Origin of the sequence: Mesorhizobium sp. INR15, assembly GCF_015500075.1 — a bacterium.
Classification (GTDB): Bacteria; Pseudomonadota; Alphaproteobacteria; order Rhizobiales; family Rhizobiaceae; genus Mesorhizobium.
Map to the genome: position 1 here is coordinate 2613158 of NZ_CP045496.1, position 14039 is coordinate 2627196.

Genomic DNA, 14039 nt, shown 5'->3' on the forward strand with positions numbered 1-14039 from the left:
GTTAATTCAGGTTTACATGCAGACTGTATGTTGTTTGGCAGGAGAAGGAAAGATGAAGACCACGAGCTACTACCCGGTGCTGATGACCGGAGACGTCGCCGGCACGGCGGCTTTTTATGTCAGGCATTTCGGCTTCCGGCCGCTGTTTGAAAGCGACTGGTACGTGCATCTGCAGTCGACCGACAATAAGCGCGTCAATCTCGGCATCGTTCAGGGCGACCATGAGACGATCCCGGAAGAGGGGCGGGGCCGCACGTCGGGCCTGTTGATCAATTTCGAGGTCCGCGACCCGGACGCGGTCTATGAAAGGGTGCTTGCCGCCGGCCTGCCAATTCTGCGCAGCTTGCGCGACGAACCGTTCGGCCAGCGCCATTTCATCACCAGGGATCCGAATGGCGTGCTGATCGATGTGATCAAGCCGATCCCGCCAAGCGAGGAATTCCTGGCGCAGTATGCGGAAGGCGCCGCCGGCGCCTGAGCGGCGCTGCGCTGGCAGGAACTGTCGGCAGATTTAGCGTGAAGGTCTGCAACGCTTGGCCGGCCGCGCCTCGCCGCTCTAAGGTGGATCAGCAATCTGGACCGTTCCCATGCCCAAGATATGCCTCGTCCGTGCGCCCACCAACCTTGGCCTTCGCCCTTTGCGGCCAGGCCATATCCCCGGGACGTGGCGTGCGCCGCGGGCATTGAGCGAGGCGGGGCTCATTGAAGTGCTTTCACCGTCGAGCGTGATCGATCTCGAGCGGCCTGCCTACAGCACCGAACCGCAGCCGGGCACGCGGCTGCGCAACGGCCCCGCGATCCGCGGCTTTTGCCTGGAGCTGGCGGATGTCGTTGCCGACGCGCTCCGGCGCGGCGAGTTTCCGCTGATCATCGGCGGCGACTGCACCGTGCTGCTCGGCGCCTTGGCGGCGGCGCGGCGCACCGGTCCCTTGTCGCTGGTGCATGTCGACGGTCACAGCGATTTCCGCCATCCCGGCAATTACGATGTCAACGCGGTCCTCGGTTCCGCAGCCGGCATGGATCTCGCGCTCGCCACCGGACGCGGCGAGGCGTTGCTGACCGAATGGCCGGGCATTGCCGGGCCACTCGTCGCGGACGAACACGTGGTCCAGATCGGCGAGCGGGAAAGCCGCGACGCCGATTTCGCCTGGCCTGACATCAATGTCACCGCCATGACGCTGATCGATGTTTTTGCCGCGCGCGATCTCGGCGCGGCCAAGGTTCTGGAGAAGACCCGTGCGGTGCTGGCTCGAAGCGGCTTGCCTTACTGGCTGCACCTCGACATCGATGTGCTCGACCAGACAGTGATGCCGGCGGTGGATTCGCCGGGCAGTCCCGGTATCGACCCGGATGATCTCGTTGTCATCCTTGCCGGGTTGGTTACCGACCCGCAGTGCGTCGGCATGGACGTGACGATCTTTGATCCCGACCTCGATCCGACTGGCGAACTGGCGGCGTTGCTGGTCTCGCTGATTGGCCAGGTGTTCGCCGCAGGATAGGGCTCAGCTTGCTCTCGCCACCGGCGTCACCGCGATCTGACTGATGCCGGTGCGGCGCACGACGGTGCACAACGTCTCGCGGCCGATGCGCTCGGCGTCGAGCATGCGCACGAGATCGTCGACGCCGGTCACCGGGCGGCCGTCGATGGCGGCGATGATATCGCCTTCCTTCAAGCCGGCCTTGGCTGCGGGGCCGTCTTTTTCGACGCTGCGCAGGCGCACCGCCGTTTTGCTCGCCACATGGGACAGCAAGGCAGCGCGTCGGGGCAGGTTGGTGGTGTCGCCGGAGATGCCGATGAAGGCGCGGCGCACGCGGCCAAAGCGGATGATCTCCGAAATGACGAAATTGGCTGTGTTGGAGGCGACCGCGAAGGCGATGCCTTGTGCACCATGGATCATGGCGGTGTTGACGCCGATGACCTCGCCCGCCGACGACACAAGCGGTCCGCCGGAGTTGCCGGGGTTCAGCGCTGCGTCGGTCTGGATGACGTCGTCGATCAGCCGGCCGGTCGAGGCGCGCATCGAGCGGCCAAGCGCGGAGACGACGCCAGCGGTGACGGTCCATTCGAAGCCGAACGGGTTGCCGATGGCGATGGCGATCTGACCGCGCCGCAGCCGCTTGGAATCGCCCAGCGGCGCGACATCGGTGAAGCTGCCGTCGGCACGCACCAGGGCAATGTCGGTATCGGGGTCGCGGCTGAGCACGCGGCCCTCGCTGGATGAACCGTCGGGCATCGAGACGCGCACCGTCTTGGCATCGCCGACGACATGGAAATTGGTGACGACGAGGCCGTCCGGCGCGATGACGAAGCCCGAGCCGTGGCCACCTTGGCCGCCGACGCGTTCAATGCGGCAGACGGCGGGGCCGATACGGTCGACCGCGTCGGCCACCGTCTCCGAATAGGCGTCAAGCAGGGTGTCGTCGGACTGTAGTCTTTGAGCGGCGAGGGCCATCGGTCAGGTACCGTGTGTTTCCACCAAGCGATGACTATATGTGCGGAGCGGTTCGATTGGCCGCGACCTGACCAGATGGCCAGTCAAGCCAGCAACTAGCCGTCAGGCGAGTACCTCCGAGCGCGCTGTCGAGCGATATCTGGGGCATGAGAGAAACCCAGGAGACCAACATGAGCGATTTCAACCTGAGTGCATTTTCCGAGGCGATCGCCGATCTGGCCGCCGAGGCGGCACCCGCGACGGCGAGCTTCGTCACGCATCACCACCGCACGGCCAGCGCCTTCCACTGGCGTGACGGCTATTTCGTCACCGCCGAGGAGGCCGTCGAGACCGGCGAGGAGATCGAACTGACGCTGGCTTCCGGCGAGACGGTGAAGGCCGAACTCATTGGCCGTGATCCTTCGACCGGCGTTGCCTTGCTGAAACCCGCTGGCGCTGCCAATGCCGTGTCGCTGGCCAAGGCGGATGCGGTGCGGCCGGGCAATGTCGCGATCGCGATCGGCAACAGCGCCGGCTCGGCGCTGGCGGTTTCGGGTTCGGTTGGCGAGGTCGGTCCCGCCTGGCGCTCGATGCGCGGCGGCACGATCGACCGGCGCATCAATCTGGCGGTTGGCGCCGGCGGACGTTTCGAGGGCGGGCCGGTGCTCGACGCCAAGGGCGCGCTGATCGGCATGCTGCTGTTTGGGCCGCGCCGGCGCGCGCTGGTCATGCCTTACGAGACCATCGAACGGGCGGTGGCGACCCTGCGCGAGAAGGGTCACGTCGCACGGGGCTATCTCGGCGCCGGCCTGCATCCGGTGCGCGACCGCGACGCGCATGGCGCGATGGTGATGAGCCTCGACGACAATGGTCCGGCCAAGGCCGCCGGTTTGCATCTCGGCGACATCATCGTTTCGTGGAATGGCGAGGCGGTGCATGGTCCGCGCGACCTTATCCGCAGGCTTGGGCCGGACAGTGCCGGCGCAACGGTGACCTTTGGCGTCCTGCGTCAAGGCGAGCAGCGCGATGTCGCGCTGGCCATCGGCGAAAAGCCGCTCAGCTGAGGCGATCGATGGACGCGGTCATGGCAGGTGAAATCATGGAAAGCGGCATCACCGCGCGGCAGCTGGTTGTGCTGGTCGCGGTTGGTGACGCCGCGCGCGCCGAGCATCTGTCGGCATCGCTTGCCGCGACCGAAGATCTGCTGCCGGTGGTGACCGGCAGTGGCGTGAGAGCCGATGTCGTCATCACCGATGAGGCTCTCAGCACCGAGGCGGCAGGGAATGCTGTTATGACGCCTCAGGTGCTGTTGTCCGCGCGTCCAGATCTGGAAAAGGCGGCGGGGCCGATTTTTGCCGTGTTGCCCGCAGGGGCCGATCACGCCTTGATCGCCGCCGCCGCGAGGCTGGCCGCTGCCGGTTATCGCGTCTCCAGCGACAGCGGCGCCGTCCCTGATCGACATGATGGTTTCCATGACGCTGGCGGCGACGGGCTGTTTGACGAAGACCATCCCGATGATGACGCTGGTGCCCGCCCGGCGCTGTCGCCACGCGAGGCGGAAGTGCTCGCACTCTTGGCCGAAGGCGCACCCAACAAGGTGATCGCGCGGCGGCTCAACATTTCCGTGCATACGGCGAAGTTCCACGTTGCGGCGATCCTGATCAAGCTCGGCGCCGCCAACCGCACCGACGCCATCGCCATCGCCATGCGGCAGGGCCTGGTGCTGGTTTAAGCCCCTTGTCCTACCTTCCCTTGGCCGACGTTGCGTAACCCTTATCCAAGCGCGTCGGGCCTTGCGCTGCGCTTCCGCGCCGCGCAAGGATTGCGCTGGTCACATGCAAGGGAGGATGCCAAGCACATGTCGCTCAAGGGAAAGACGCTGTTCATCTCCGGTGGGTCGCGCGGCATCGGGCTGGCGATCGCGCTGCGGGCCGCGCGCGACGGCGCCAATGTGACGATCGCGGCCAAGACCGCAGAGCCGCATCCGAAGCTGCCGGGCACGATCTATAGTGCCGCCGAGGAGATCGAGCAGGCTGGCGGCAAGGCGTTGCCTGTGCTGTGCGATATCCGCGAGGAAGGGCAGGTGGCCGAGGCCGTTGCGAAGACCGTCGAAAAGTTCGGCGGCATCGACATCTGCGTCAACAATGCCAGCGCCATCCAGCTCACCGGCACGCTGGAGACCGACATGAAGCGCTACGATCTGATGCATCAGATCAACACGCGCGGCACGTTCCTGGTCTCCAAAATGTGCATTCCACACCTGAAGTTAGCTCAAAACCCTCACATTCTGAATCTGGCGCCGCCGCTCGACATGAAGGCCAAGTGGTTCAAGAACCATGTTGCCTACACGATGGCCAAGTTCGGCATGTCGATGTGCACGCTGGGCATGAGCGCCGAGTTCGCCAAGGACGGCATCGCCGTCAACTCGCTGTGGCCGATCTCGACCATCGACACCGCGGCCATCCGCAATCTGCTGGGCGGCGCGACTGTGGCGGCGATGAGCCGCTTGCCCGACATCATGGCCGATGCCGCGCACGCGATCTTCATGCGGCCCTCGCGCGAGGCGACCGGCAACTTCTACATCGACGAGGAGGTGCTGCGCGCCGAGGGCGTCAGCGATTTCTCGGCCTATGCGCCGGGCGCGACCGGGGCGCTGGCCGGCGACTTCTTCGTGCCGGACGAGGTGTTCGCCAATTCCGATACGAAGATCAAGACAGCCTTCTAGATGTGCCTGGGATAGTCCATGCGCTAGGCTGGCCCCCTACTCCTCGTCCTTCTTGCCTTTGCTCAGGCCCATAAGCCGATCGATATAGGCCAGCATGAAGGCCGAGACGACGAAGGCGAGATGGATGATGGTCAGCCACATCAGCTGGTCGGTGGTGTAGGAGGACGAGTTCAGGAACACCTGCAAAAGGTGGATGGACGAGATGGCAACGATGGTCGAGGCGACCTTGACCTTCAGCGACCCGACATCGATCGTGCCCAGCCAGTGGACGCCGCCATCCTGGTCGTCGAAGCGGCTGACGAAATTCTCGTAGCCCGAGATGATGACCATCACCACCAGCGAGGCGACCAGCGCCGCATCGATCAGGCCCAGCATCTTCAGGATGGTGTCGGTGTCACCGAGCGTGAAGGCCATGGTGACGAACTCATAGAGCTTCTTGCCGAACGATAGCGCGTAGATGGCGAGCGCCACGCCGAGCCCGAGGTAAAAAACCACAAGCAGCCAGCGCGAAGCGAGAATGATCGATTCGACGGCGAGTTCGAGGCGCTTCATGGGCTGGTTCCGGTTGGGTGCTCGTGCTGTAGCGGAGCCCGTATTTCTGTCAGCCCGGCACTGTTTGCAAGACAAAAAACCCCGCCGGGAGGGCCGGCGGGGCTCAATGCGTCCCGCTGGAGTCGGGACGGGGCAGGGAACGCCCTGTCCAGAATCTGGGGTGGGTGCGGCGGCGATTCAATGAGCCGGCTCTGGTGTCGATACAATTCTTGTTGAAGCGGAACCTGTCCGCGATCCTGCCCATCCCGGTTTTGCCGGGATGGGCTTTTTCCTGCCGACCTGATTCCAGAAGCTGTCTCAAGCCGCTGGAAAGCCAGATCATTTGTTGCTGGCCACCGGCGCCACCAGCGAGGTGATGCGGCGGATGGCGACGCGCCGGTTCTCGCGGTTCGGCGCCTGCGTGTTGACCTTCAGATACTCCTCGCCATAGCCTTGCGTCGTCAGGTTCTCCGGCGGAATGCCGAAGGCATTTGTGAGAGCCTCCGCAACCGACTCGGCGCGGCGGTCCGACAGCGCCAGGTTGGCCACCGGCGTGCCGACAGCATCGGTATGGCCTTCGATCAGGAAGGTCTCGGCCGGGTTCTTCTTCAAGAGCTTCTCCATGGCGCTGGCGACGCCGTCGAGTTTCTGCACCTCGGTGTCGGAGATCGAGGCCGAGCCGAATTCGAAGTTCAGCGTGTCGAGATCGACGCGGCGTGCGATGTCGCGCACGCGGGCAGAACGCTTCACCTCATCGATCGAATAGAGGCGCTGGACCTTCTCCACCGGCGGCTGTTCGAGGAAGTCGTAGTAGTCGTCCGGGCTTTCGATATCCTCGGAATCAAGGATGTACTGGCGACGCGGAATGGTCAGCCGCATCGGCGGCAGGTCGTCGCCGGGATCGCGCCAGTCGCGGACATCCTCATAGTGCCGCTCGTCGACATAGCTCAGCACATATTCGCGGCCATCGGGCGTGATGCGTGAACGCTGGATGACATCGCCGTTGCGGTTGCGGATGGTCACGATCTGGTTGCCGTTGTCGCGAACCACGGTCTCTCGGCTGCGCCCGCCCGACAGATCCTCGTAGTAGACGTCCTTGGCGCCACGATTCATGCGCGGGCTGTCATCGCTCTCGACGATCGTCTGGTTGTTGAACTGGATGATGATGCGGTTGCCGATCTGCTTGAGCACGTCGGCGCCCTCGGGGCGGCGGCGGTCGCGGATGTTCTCTTCGGGCGCGCGATCGATACGCTTGCCTTTCTCCTCCGTTACCGGGACGAGTTTTTCAGGCTTGATCTCTTGCTGGGCTGCCTTGTCGTCGGTCGGAGGCGGCCCCTGATCGACCGGCGCAACAACCGGCTTCTGGCCCTGATCGCCATTCTGCTGGCCATCCTGGTTACCGTGCTTCTTGCCTCCGCCTTCCTTGCTGCCTTGACCTTGGCCACCCTTGTCCTTGCGCTCGGCATCCTTCTGGCTGTCCAGAATGGGGGCGGCGTTCGGATCGGCCGGCGCTTCGCCTTGCACCGGCTTTTCACCAGCGGGAGCGGGTTTCGTGGCATCGGCCGGTTTTTCGCCGGCGGCAGGCTGCTCACCAACGGCGGGTTTTTCGCCAGCGGCCGGCTGTTCGCCGGTCGCGGGCTTTGCGCCATTGGCTGGCTGTTCGCCAGTCGCCGGCTGCTCGCCATTCGCGGGCTGTTCAGCTGCCGGTTTCTTGCCATGCTTTTTCATCTTGTCCTGAGGCTGCTCGCCCTGTGCCGGCTGCTCGGCAGCCGGGGCCGGTTCGGCCTTCGGCGTCACGTCCCCAGCGGGAGCTTCCTTCTTGGTCTGTGCCGGGGCGACTTCCGGCTTGACTGCCGGCGCAGCCTCGGCTGGCTCAGCCTTCTGATCCTGCTTGTGCTTCTTGCCGGGCTTTGCTTCGGCGGGCTGATTATCGTTGGCTGGTTCGGCCTGGCCTGCGGGTGCTGCTTCAGCTGGCTCGGCCTGTTGCTGATCATGCTTCTTCTTGCGCGGCTTCGGCTGCTGCTCCTCGGTGGCCGGTTGCTCGGCAGGCGCTGCTTCCGCTGGCGCGGATTCGGTCTGCTGTTGCTGATCGCGCTTCTTCTTACGCGGTTGCTCCTCGGCAGCCGGGGCAGCCTGCTCGGCGGGGGCGGATTCGGTCTGCTGTTGCTGATCGCGCTTCTTCTTGCGCGGTTGCTGCTCCTCGACGGCCGGGGCAGCCTGCTCGGCGGGGGCGGACTCGGTTTGCTGCTGCTGATCGCGCTTTTTCTTGCGCGGCTGCTGTTCCTCGGCGGCAGGTGCAGCCTGCTCGGCGGGAGCGGATTCGGTCTGCTGCTTCTTCTTGCGTGGCTGCTCCGCCTCTGCCGGGGCTGCTTCGACGGGCGCCGCCTTCTGTTCGGGCTCAGCCTTCTTTTCAGGTTTCTGTTCGGGTTCAGCTTTTGGCTTTTGCGCGCAGGCTTCGGCCGATTCCCCTTCGGCGCAGGCGGCCTGTGCCAGAACGAACGGGGCTGACGTGCGCTGGGCCGGGCCGAATGCGGCATTGCCTTGCAGCGGGTACGCGCCCAACGGCGCGGATGCCATCAGCAGGCCAAGGGCGGTGCCTGCCAGAATCCGTGGTTGGCGTTTCATCGAAAATTCTCCTTGTGGGGTCCCATCCTTGGCCCAAACCGCTAATAGCCGGATTGGTTCCAGTTTGGCATGGCTAGCGGCCCGAGAGGGCGATTGGTCGGCATTTTGAAGGCAACTTCGTGTCATTCGTCCGATGCTGGCCGAATTCAGGCCGTTCTGGTGCTTGACCTTGTTGCCGGCCGGGGCCACATCCCGACAATGGAAACGCCATTCTGGAAAACCAAGACGCTGGAGGCGATGAGCCCGGCCGAGTGGGAATCGCTCTGTGACGGCTGCGGCAAATGCTGCCTGTCGAAGCTCGAGGACGAGGATACGGGCGAAATCTACTGGACCAGCGTCGGCTGTCGCCTGTTCGATGCCGAGACATGCCGCTGCTCGGACTATGCCAACCGCCTGGCGCGCGTTCCCGATTGCGTCGGGCTGACGCCACAGAACGTGCGCACCATCAGCTGGTTGCCCGGCACCTGCGCCTACCGGCTGGTGGCGGAGGGCCGCGACCTCTACTGGTGGCACCCGCTCCTGTCGGGCAGCGCCGAGACAGTGCACGAGGCCGGCATTTCCATGCGCGGCCGGGTCACCGCCAGCGAAACCGATCTGGCCGAGCCGGAAGATTATTTTGATTATATGCTGGACGAAGAGCCATAAGGCTTGCATGGCGTCGAGCTACCAGGGCTCGCAACTGAGACAACGAATACTGACAGTTTAGTCCTGTCGCCGCGCGGGGAGGAACCAGGCGCGCTGCTGATCGTTCGAGGATCATTCGCAGGCTGCCGTAAGTGTTTCGAAAGGCCAGGAAATTCCCTTTTCCCGCCACATGAACCGGACATGAACGCCGGGTTCGTAAATAGTTCAGACAGGCAAGCGCATTCTCTCGTCATCGGTTCAAGAGGACGGGCGAAAGCCCGCAAGAAGGAGAGAAGACAATGTTCAACACGATCAAGACGGCAGCCCTTTCGGCCCTGGTCGGTCTCGGCACGCTTGCAGCCGTTCCCGCCCATGCGGACAGCCTGTATCTCGGCTTTGGCAACAACAACGACCAGCGCTTTGGCGTCTATCAGGGCGACAACAGCGACTACCGCGATCGCCGTGATGACCGCCGTGGCGACTGGCGCCGCGGCTGCTCGCCGGACCGCGCCCTCGACAAGGCCGAGCGCATGGGCCTCTACCGCGCCCGCATCGTCGACGTCAGCCGCCGTACGGTGAAGGTCGTGGGCCGTCAGGATGGCGACCGCGTTGTGATCGTGTTCGCCAACGAGCGCGGTTGCCCGATTATCTACCGCTGAACCATTCGGAGGCTGGTCTCCGCCGGAACCAGCCTGGAGGCATGATTTTCCATGAAAATCAGCCTGCGCGCGATCCGCTGCAAGGACGAGCCTGGAGGCATGATTTTCCATGAAAATCAGCCTGGAGTAGTACGAGCCCCTCCGCCCTGGAGTGCGCGGCTCAAACAAAACCCCGCGAGAGCAATCTCGCGGGTTTTTCATGCGCGGAAATCACCGGAACGGGTCCGTGGCCGAGACGGGCTCGGCCACGTTCAGACGTTACTTAAGCTCGAACGTGACAGTGACCTGGACGTTGTAGGAATTTTCGCCGGCCTGCGTCGGCACAGCCGCACCGGCGGCGGCATCGAAGGCTTTGGCGTTGATCGCCATGGGCGGCGGCGCGATGTTCTGGTCGTTGATTTCCAGCACCCTACCGATGCTGACGCCAGCGGCCTCGGCCAGCGTCTTGGCCTTGGCCACCGCGTTGGCCACCGCCTTCTTGCGGGCCTCGGTGATGGTTGCCGCCGGATTGTCATTGGTGAAGGAAATACCGCCGCCCTGGTTGACGCCGAGCGATACCGCCTTGTCGAGAATCTCGCCGGTCTTGTCGATGTCGCGCACGCGCACCGCAAGCGTGTTGGTCACCTGGTAGGCGACAAGCTCGGCATCCTGGCTGCCATCCGGCTTGTTGGTGTAGTTGTAGCGCGGATTGATCTGGATGCCCGATGTCTGCAGGTCGCGGTCCTTGATACCGGCTGCCTTCATCGCCGCGATCACAGCCGCCATGGCGTCGTTGTTGGCATCAAGTGCCGCGCGCGCGGTCTTGGCCTCGCGCATGACGCTGAGCGACAGCAGCGCCAAATCAGGAGGAATGGTTGCCTCGCCTTCGCCTGAAACGATGATGCGGGGCGGTGTCTGCGAATCAGTGGCTCCAGCCATCGCCGGAAAAGCGATTGCAGCGGCGAGCGCTAGGGGCAAAAAAACATTTTTGGTCATGAAAATCTCCTTGGTCCGCGATCCAGTCGCAAGGGTCGAGTAGGGCGCGATTATGGGCTGATTTGGGCGATCTCCGAGAGCCTGTCGAGAAAGCCTTGTGCCGGTGAAGGAAAAACATTAATCCAGCCCGCGTGGGGCCTGTAGCTCAATGGTTAGAGCCGGCGGCTCATAACCGCTTGGTTGGGGGTTCGAGTCCCTCCGGGCCCACCAATTACCCTTCCCCACAAATCCCCATACGTCCCAAATAGAGGCTGAAAGCCTTGCAAATCAAGGTGATGACTTCCCGATGCGTCCCAATGCATCTCTGTACATCCAGTTAGCGGCTGTGGTATCGAATGTGGTATTGAATTTGAGGATACCACAGAATGCCGCTTTCAGACGCAGCCTGCCGGAACGCGAAGCCCGCCGAAAAAGACTACAAGTTGACTGATTCCGGGCGCCTATACCTCTTAGTGAAGCCCACGGGATCGAAACTGTGGCGAATGAACTACTCGTTCGCCGAGAAGCAAAAGACCCTTTCAATCGGGGTCTATCCCGGCGTCGGCCTCGGGGATGCGCGGAAAGCGCGCGACGCCGCAAAGTCCAAACTCGCAAAGGGGATTGATCCTTCCGGTGGCCATGTCGTCTCGGACGACCGAAAGTTTCGAGCGGTGGCAAAGGCGTGGTTCAACAGTCGCGCCACCGGATGGGTATCGTCGTACTCAGAGCGCATTTGGGCCAGGCTGGAAGATGACGTGTTTCCGGCTATCGGCGATGACGACGTGGCTGAGATCGAGCCGTCAGCGGTGTTGAAGATGCTGCGCACCGTGGAGGATCGCGGCGCCTTGGAAATGGCAAAGCGGGTGCGGCAGACTGTGAGCAGCATTTTCCGGTTCGCCGTGGCTGACGACAAAGCCAAAGTCGATCCGGCCGCGCCACTTGCCGATGCCATGAAGACGAACCCTCGGCAGAAGCACCGGGCCGCGCTGCGTGAGGATGGTTTGACAGATTTCTTCAAACGGCTGCACGCTTACGACGGCGAGAAGGCTACTCGACTCGGAATTGAAATCGTCGCGCATACGTTCGTTCGAACAGGAGAGATCAGGTTCGCCAAGTGGACGGAATTCGGGGAAGACCGCTGGCGGATACCGGAAGACAGAATGAAGATGCGCAAGGAGCACCTGGTGCCGCTCACGCCGCAGGTCTTGAAGCTGCTGGAACAGTTACGAGAGGAGTCAAACGGCAGTGAGTGGCTTCTGCCAGGTGTCGAAGGCTACAAGCCGATCTCAGAGAACACGCTGCTGTTTGCACTCTATAGGATGGGCTACCACTCGAAAGCCACCGTCCACGGGTTCCGAAGCACGGCATCGACGATCCTGAATGAAAGCAACCTCTGGCGGCCTGATGCTATCGAGCGGCAGCTTGCGCACGTTCCGCAGAACGAGGTCAGGGCAGCCTATAATGCGGCTCTCTATTGGGACGAGCGGGTTCGAATGATGAACTGGTACAGCAATTTTCTGTTGTCCAAGGACACCGATCTGACTGACCTATTGGGATGAATGACGGGTGCGAGCGGCGCGGATTCGAACCGCGCGTTCTTACCCCAAAGGCCCGTCCTACCATTAGACGACGCTCGCATATGGAAACGACTTGGCCCGCCCGGTTGATGCGCTTGCTAAATCGCCACTCAGTGGCGCCAGGGGCTCGCACCCTGCCTCACAAGACTGACAGCGGGCCAAGTCGTTTCTGATCTGACGCTCACACCACTCTTAGTGGAACGAACTATCCATCGTTATCGTGTTCAGCGTTAGACCTCTTTTTGCCGGTCTTTGCCGGCTGTCATCGGTTTACCCTTTCGGGTCGTCGGCCTATTGCTGCATTGTGCAGACTTAGCATTGGCCTACATGGGGCACCCAACCGAAACCCGCGCTCCGTAGGCGGCATTACCCGCCGAATTCATGGTCGCCTCCCTCGATAGCTGAAGGTCGTCTCGAACTCAATGTTTCACTTTTATCGTGTTTCTCCTTGATTGTCACGTTAAAAGTGATTATCAAGTTGGCAGCACTCGGAGACGTGAACAATGGAACAAGACGGTTTGCTGCGACTGCCCCAGGTGATTGGCCTGACGGCGCTTTCACGCAGCGAGATTTACCGAAAGATCGCGGCAGGGACATTTCCCAAGCAGCGCCGGCACTCCCACAAGGTAGCCAGGTGGAGCAAGCTTGAAGTTGACGCCTGGGTGGCGGACTTTCTCCGTGCAGCCTAGCGAGGACATAGCCGACCTGATCGCCGAGGCCGTGGCACAAGGTCGGGTGACGCGCCTTCCGTTCGGCTACACAGTGATCTCTCGAAATGATGTCGGCGCATCAATCCATCCCGAACTCTGTGGATGCGGCGGTGAGGTTTCTCGCGCCCCGTTCCTCGACGAACTGGACGGGGACTCTGAACGTGAGTAGGCTTAACCAAGAAATTGCAGCGGCGATTGAAGGGCGACTGCACGCCACTAGGCATCTGTCACGCACAGCTTTCCACATCCAAGCGGGTTGTACCCATGAGATCGTGGCCGAGACTGCTTACAGATCGTCCGGTTTGTCGGCGCGCCGTATCTGTCTGCACTGTCGTCTCGAAGAAGAAGGCTCGCACTGGAGCGGCGGCAGCACCTGGTCACGACACGACTACGGCAAATCCATCCTTGGAAACACGAGTGAGCGCATAGTCACCAACGTCGATCGCGACCAGTTCTATGCGCTTCGACTTCCAGTCGAGGTGGCCGAATGAGTGACGACGATCTGTCGGACCTGCTCGGCGATGAGCCTGTCTCCGCGCCGCGCCCGAGACGCGGAAGGCCGACGCGTGAAGAAGCCGCAGCCAAGTTGCAGGCGCAGGCGCTTGCCGCTCTGCCCCACTACACGGAATTCCGGCGCCCGGTTGGCGTGACATTCTTCGCCGATATCCTCGGCGCGCAGCCCAAACAAATTCAGAAGCGACTCGAGCGCTGCCCCGTTGACTCGTGGAAGTCCCACGGCGGCAAGCCTCATCCAATGTACGATTTTCTCACAGGTATGTCGTACCTGATCGCGCCGCAGGGAAGCATTGAAGACTGGCTGGCGCAGCAGAACCAGGCGTCGTTGCCGCCGATCGTCTCCAAAGCATATTGGGAGATGACCAACGCCCGTATCCGCGCGCTCACGGCAGCAGGGCAGCTTTGGCACGACGAAGACGTGCTGATGACCTTTGCCCGCGTCTCGATGCTGATCCGCCAGGAAAGCAAGATGTGGATCGAGGATATGCCGGGCCGCGATAAGATCATCGACGAGCAGTACAATTTCCTGATGGATCGCGTCGCCGATATGAACAAGCAGATCAAGACGAAGCTGGAAACGCTGCCCCGCGAGCATCAGACGAACGCGCATTCCCGCGAGATCGAAACAGAGCTTGCCGGCACCGACACGCGCCCGATGCCAGGCGAAATGCCGGGTGACGAATGAC

At 62.6% G+C, this 14039-nt stretch carries 15 protein-coding genes and 2 tRNA genes; 12 read left to right on the forward strand and 5 right to left on the reverse strand.

All coding sequences use genetic code 11. The annotated features are described in order from the left end of the window. The first annotated feature begins 52 nt into the window (after positions 1–52). Together GA829_RS12755 and GA829_RS12760 are read left to right on the forward strand one after the other, a co-directional pair. On the forward strand, positions 53–478 hold the full coding sequence (locus GA829_RS12755) for a VOC family protein (protein WP_195178848.1): 426 nt from the start codon (positions 53–55) through the stop codon (positions 476–478). Between the two features lie 109 nt (positions 479–587). Beyond that, positions 588–1499, forward strand: a complete 912-nt coding sequence (locus GA829_RS12760) for an arginase family protein (protein ID WP_210337748.1) — start codon at positions 588–590, stop codon at positions 1497–1499. Positions 1500–1502: 3 nt separating this feature from the next. Here the strand turns inward: GA829_RS12760 and GA829_RS12765 are convergent, their stop codons facing one another. Beyond that, positions 1503–2453, reverse strand: a complete 951-nt coding sequence (locus GA829_RS12765) for a S1C family serine protease (protein ID WP_195178849.1) — start codon at positions 2451–2453, stop codon at positions 1503–1505. 170 nt (positions 2454–2623) lie between these two features. On the opposite strand from GA829_RS12765, the gene GA829_RS12770 reads away from it, so the two are divergent. The 3 genes from GA829_RS12770 (at position 2624) to GA829_RS12780 (ending at position 5157) form a co-directional block, all read left to right on the forward strand. Next, positions 2624–3496 (forward strand): S1C family serine protease, encoded by an 873-nt coding sequence (locus GA829_RS12770; RefSeq protein WP_195178850.1) that lies wholly within the window; start codon positions 2624–2626, stop codon positions 3494–3496. Between the two features lie 8 nt (positions 3497–3504). After that, on the forward strand, positions 3505–4164 hold the full coding sequence (locus GA829_RS12775; protein ID WP_195178851.1) for a response regulator transcription factor: 660 nt from the start codon (positions 3505–3507) through the stop codon (positions 4162–4164). Between the two features lie 126 nt (positions 4165–4290). After that, positions 4291–5157: an SDR family oxidoreductase gene (locus GA829_RS12780; RefSeq protein WP_195178852.1), complete on the forward strand. Its 867-nt coding sequence runs from the start codon at positions 4291–4293 to the stop codon at positions 5155–5157. Positions 5158–5193: 36 nt separating this feature from the next. Here GA829_RS12780 and GA829_RS12785 read toward each other — a convergent pair whose 3' ends face one another. Continuing rightward, positions 5194–5709: a TIGR00645 family protein gene (locus tag GA829_RS12785; RefSeq protein WP_195178853.1), complete on the reverse strand. Its 516-nt coding sequence runs from the start codon at positions 5707–5709 to the stop codon at positions 5194–5196. Positions 5710–6027: 318 nt separating this feature from the next. Beyond that, positions 6028–8313, reverse strand: coding sequence for an OmpA family protein (locus GA829_RS12790; RefSeq protein WP_195178854.1), 2286 nt, complete (start codon positions 8311–8313; stop codon positions 6028–6030). A gap of 198 nt (positions 8314–8511) precedes the next feature. Here GA829_RS12790 and GA829_RS12795 point away from each other — a divergent pair, with 198 nt between their 5' ends. Then, complete coding sequence (locus GA829_RS12795; RefSeq protein WP_195179618.1) at positions 8512–8958, forward strand: YcgN family cysteine cluster protein; 447 nt, start codon at positions 8512–8514, stop codon at positions 8956–8958. A gap of 278 nt (positions 8959–9236) precedes the next feature. Beyond that, entirely contained in the window at positions 9237–9596 is a 360-nt protein-coding gene (locus tag GA829_RS12800) for a hypothetical protein (RefSeq protein ID WP_195178855.1), read from the forward strand. A 258-nt stretch (positions 9597–9854) separates the two neighbouring features. Here GA829_RS12800 and GA829_RS12805 read toward each other — a convergent pair whose 3' ends face one another. Next, entirely contained in the window at positions 9855–10571 is a 717-nt protein-coding gene (locus GA829_RS12805; RefSeq protein WP_195178856.1) for an SIMPL domain-containing protein, read from the reverse strand. A gap of 134 nt (positions 10572–10705) precedes the next feature. Between GA829_RS12805 and GA829_RS12810 the strand changes: the two genes are divergently transcribed. Further along, positions 10706–10781 (forward strand) — tRNA-Ile (locus GA829_RS12810). A 155-nt stretch (positions 10782–10936) separates the two neighbouring features. After that, positions 10937–12109, forward strand: a complete 1173-nt coding sequence (locus tag GA829_RS12815; RefSeq protein ID WP_195178857.1) for a tyrosine-type recombinase/integrase — start codon at positions 10937–10939, stop codon at positions 12107–12109. 8 nt (positions 12110–12117) lie between these two features. Here GA829_RS12815 and GA829_RS12820 read toward each other — a convergent pair. Further along, positions 12118–12187 (reverse strand) — tRNA-Gln (locus GA829_RS12820). Between the two features lie 443 nt (positions 12188–12630). On the opposite strand from GA829_RS12820, the gene GA829_RS12825 reads away from it, so the two are divergent. The 3 genes from GA829_RS12825 (at position 12631) to GA829_RS12835 (ending at position 14038) form a co-directional block, all read left to right on the forward strand. Then, a complete protein-coding gene (locus GA829_RS12825) occupies positions 12631–12816 on the forward strand; it encodes a helix-turn-helix transcriptional regulator (protein WP_195178858.1) in 186 nt (61 codons plus the stop codon). 86 nt (positions 12817–12902) lie between these two features. After that, positions 12903–13328 carry a hypothetical protein gene (locus GA829_RS12830; RefSeq protein ID WP_195178859.1) on the forward strand — a complete coding sequence of 142 codons (426 nt, stop codon included), beginning with the start codon at positions 12903–12905 and terminating at the stop codon, positions 13326–13328. Beyond that, on the forward strand, positions 13325–14038 hold the full coding sequence (locus tag GA829_RS12835) for a hypothetical protein (RefSeq protein ID WP_195178860.1): 714 nt from the start codon (positions 13325–13327) through the stop codon (positions 14036–14038). Before GA829_RS12830 ends, GA829_RS12835 begins: the two co-directional genes overlap by 4 nt. The last annotated feature ends 1 nt before the right edge of the window (position 14039 follow it).

Bases quoted from the DNA above. Each gene is read 5' to 3' on its own strand.
- GA829_RS12790 (WP_195178854.1), bottom strand. From the start codon at position 8,313: ATGAAACGCCAACCACGGATTCTGGCAGGCACCGCCCTTGGCCTGCTG.
- GA829_RS12775 (WP_195178851.1), top strand. From the start codon at position 3,505: ATGGACGCGGTCATGGCAGGTGAAATCATGGAAAGCGGCATCACCGCG.
- GA829_RS12780 (WP_195178852.1), top strand. From the start codon at position 4,291: ATGTCGCTCAAGGGAAAGACGCTGTTCATCTCCGGTGGGTCGCGCGGC.
- GA829_RS12795 (WP_195179618.1), top strand. From the start codon at position 8,512: ATGGAAACGCCATTCTGGAAAACCAAGACGCTGGAGGCGATGAGCCCG.
- GA829_RS12770 (WP_195178850.1), top strand. From the start codon at position 2,624: ATGAGCGATTTCAACCTGAGTGCATTTTCCGAGGCGATCGCCGATCTG.
- GA829_RS12765 (WP_195178849.1), bottom strand. From the start codon at position 2,453: ATGGCCCTCGCCGCTCAAAGACTACAGTCCGACGACACCCTGCTTGAC.
- GA829_RS12800 (WP_195178855.1), top strand. From the start codon at position 9,237: ATGTTCAACACGATCAAGACGGCAGCCCTTTCGGCCCTGGTCGGTCTC.
- GA829_RS12825 (WP_195178858.1), top strand. From the start codon at position 12,631: ATGGAACAAGACGGTTTGCTGCGACTGCCCCAGGTGATTGGCCTGACG.
- GA829_RS12805 (WP_195178856.1), bottom strand. From the start codon at position 10,571: ATGACCAAAAATGTTTTTTTGCCCCTAGCGCTCGCCGCTGCAATCGCT.
- GA829_RS12815 (WP_195178857.1), top strand. From the start codon at position 10,937: ATGCCGCTTTCAGACGCAGCCTGCCGGAACGCGAAGCCCGCCGAAAAA.
- GA829_RS12830 (WP_195178859.1), top strand. From the start codon at position 12,903: ATGATGTCGGCGCATCAATCCATCCCGAACTCTGTGGATGCGGCGGTG.
- GA829_RS12760 (WP_210337748.1), top strand. From the start codon at position 588: ATGCCCAAGATATGCCTCGTCCGTGCGCCCACCAACCTTGGCCTTCGC.
- GA829_RS12785 (WP_195178853.1), bottom strand. From the start codon at position 5,709: ATGAAGCGCCTCGAACTCGCCGTCGAATCGATCATTCTCGCTTCGCGC.
- GA829_RS12755 (WP_195178848.1), top strand. From the start codon at position 53: ATGAAGACCACGAGCTACTACCCGGTGCTGATGACCGGAGACGTCGCC.
- GA829_RS12835 (WP_195178860.1), top strand. From the start codon at position 13,325: ATGAGTGACGACGATCTGTCGGACCTGCTCGGCGATGAGCCTGTCTCC.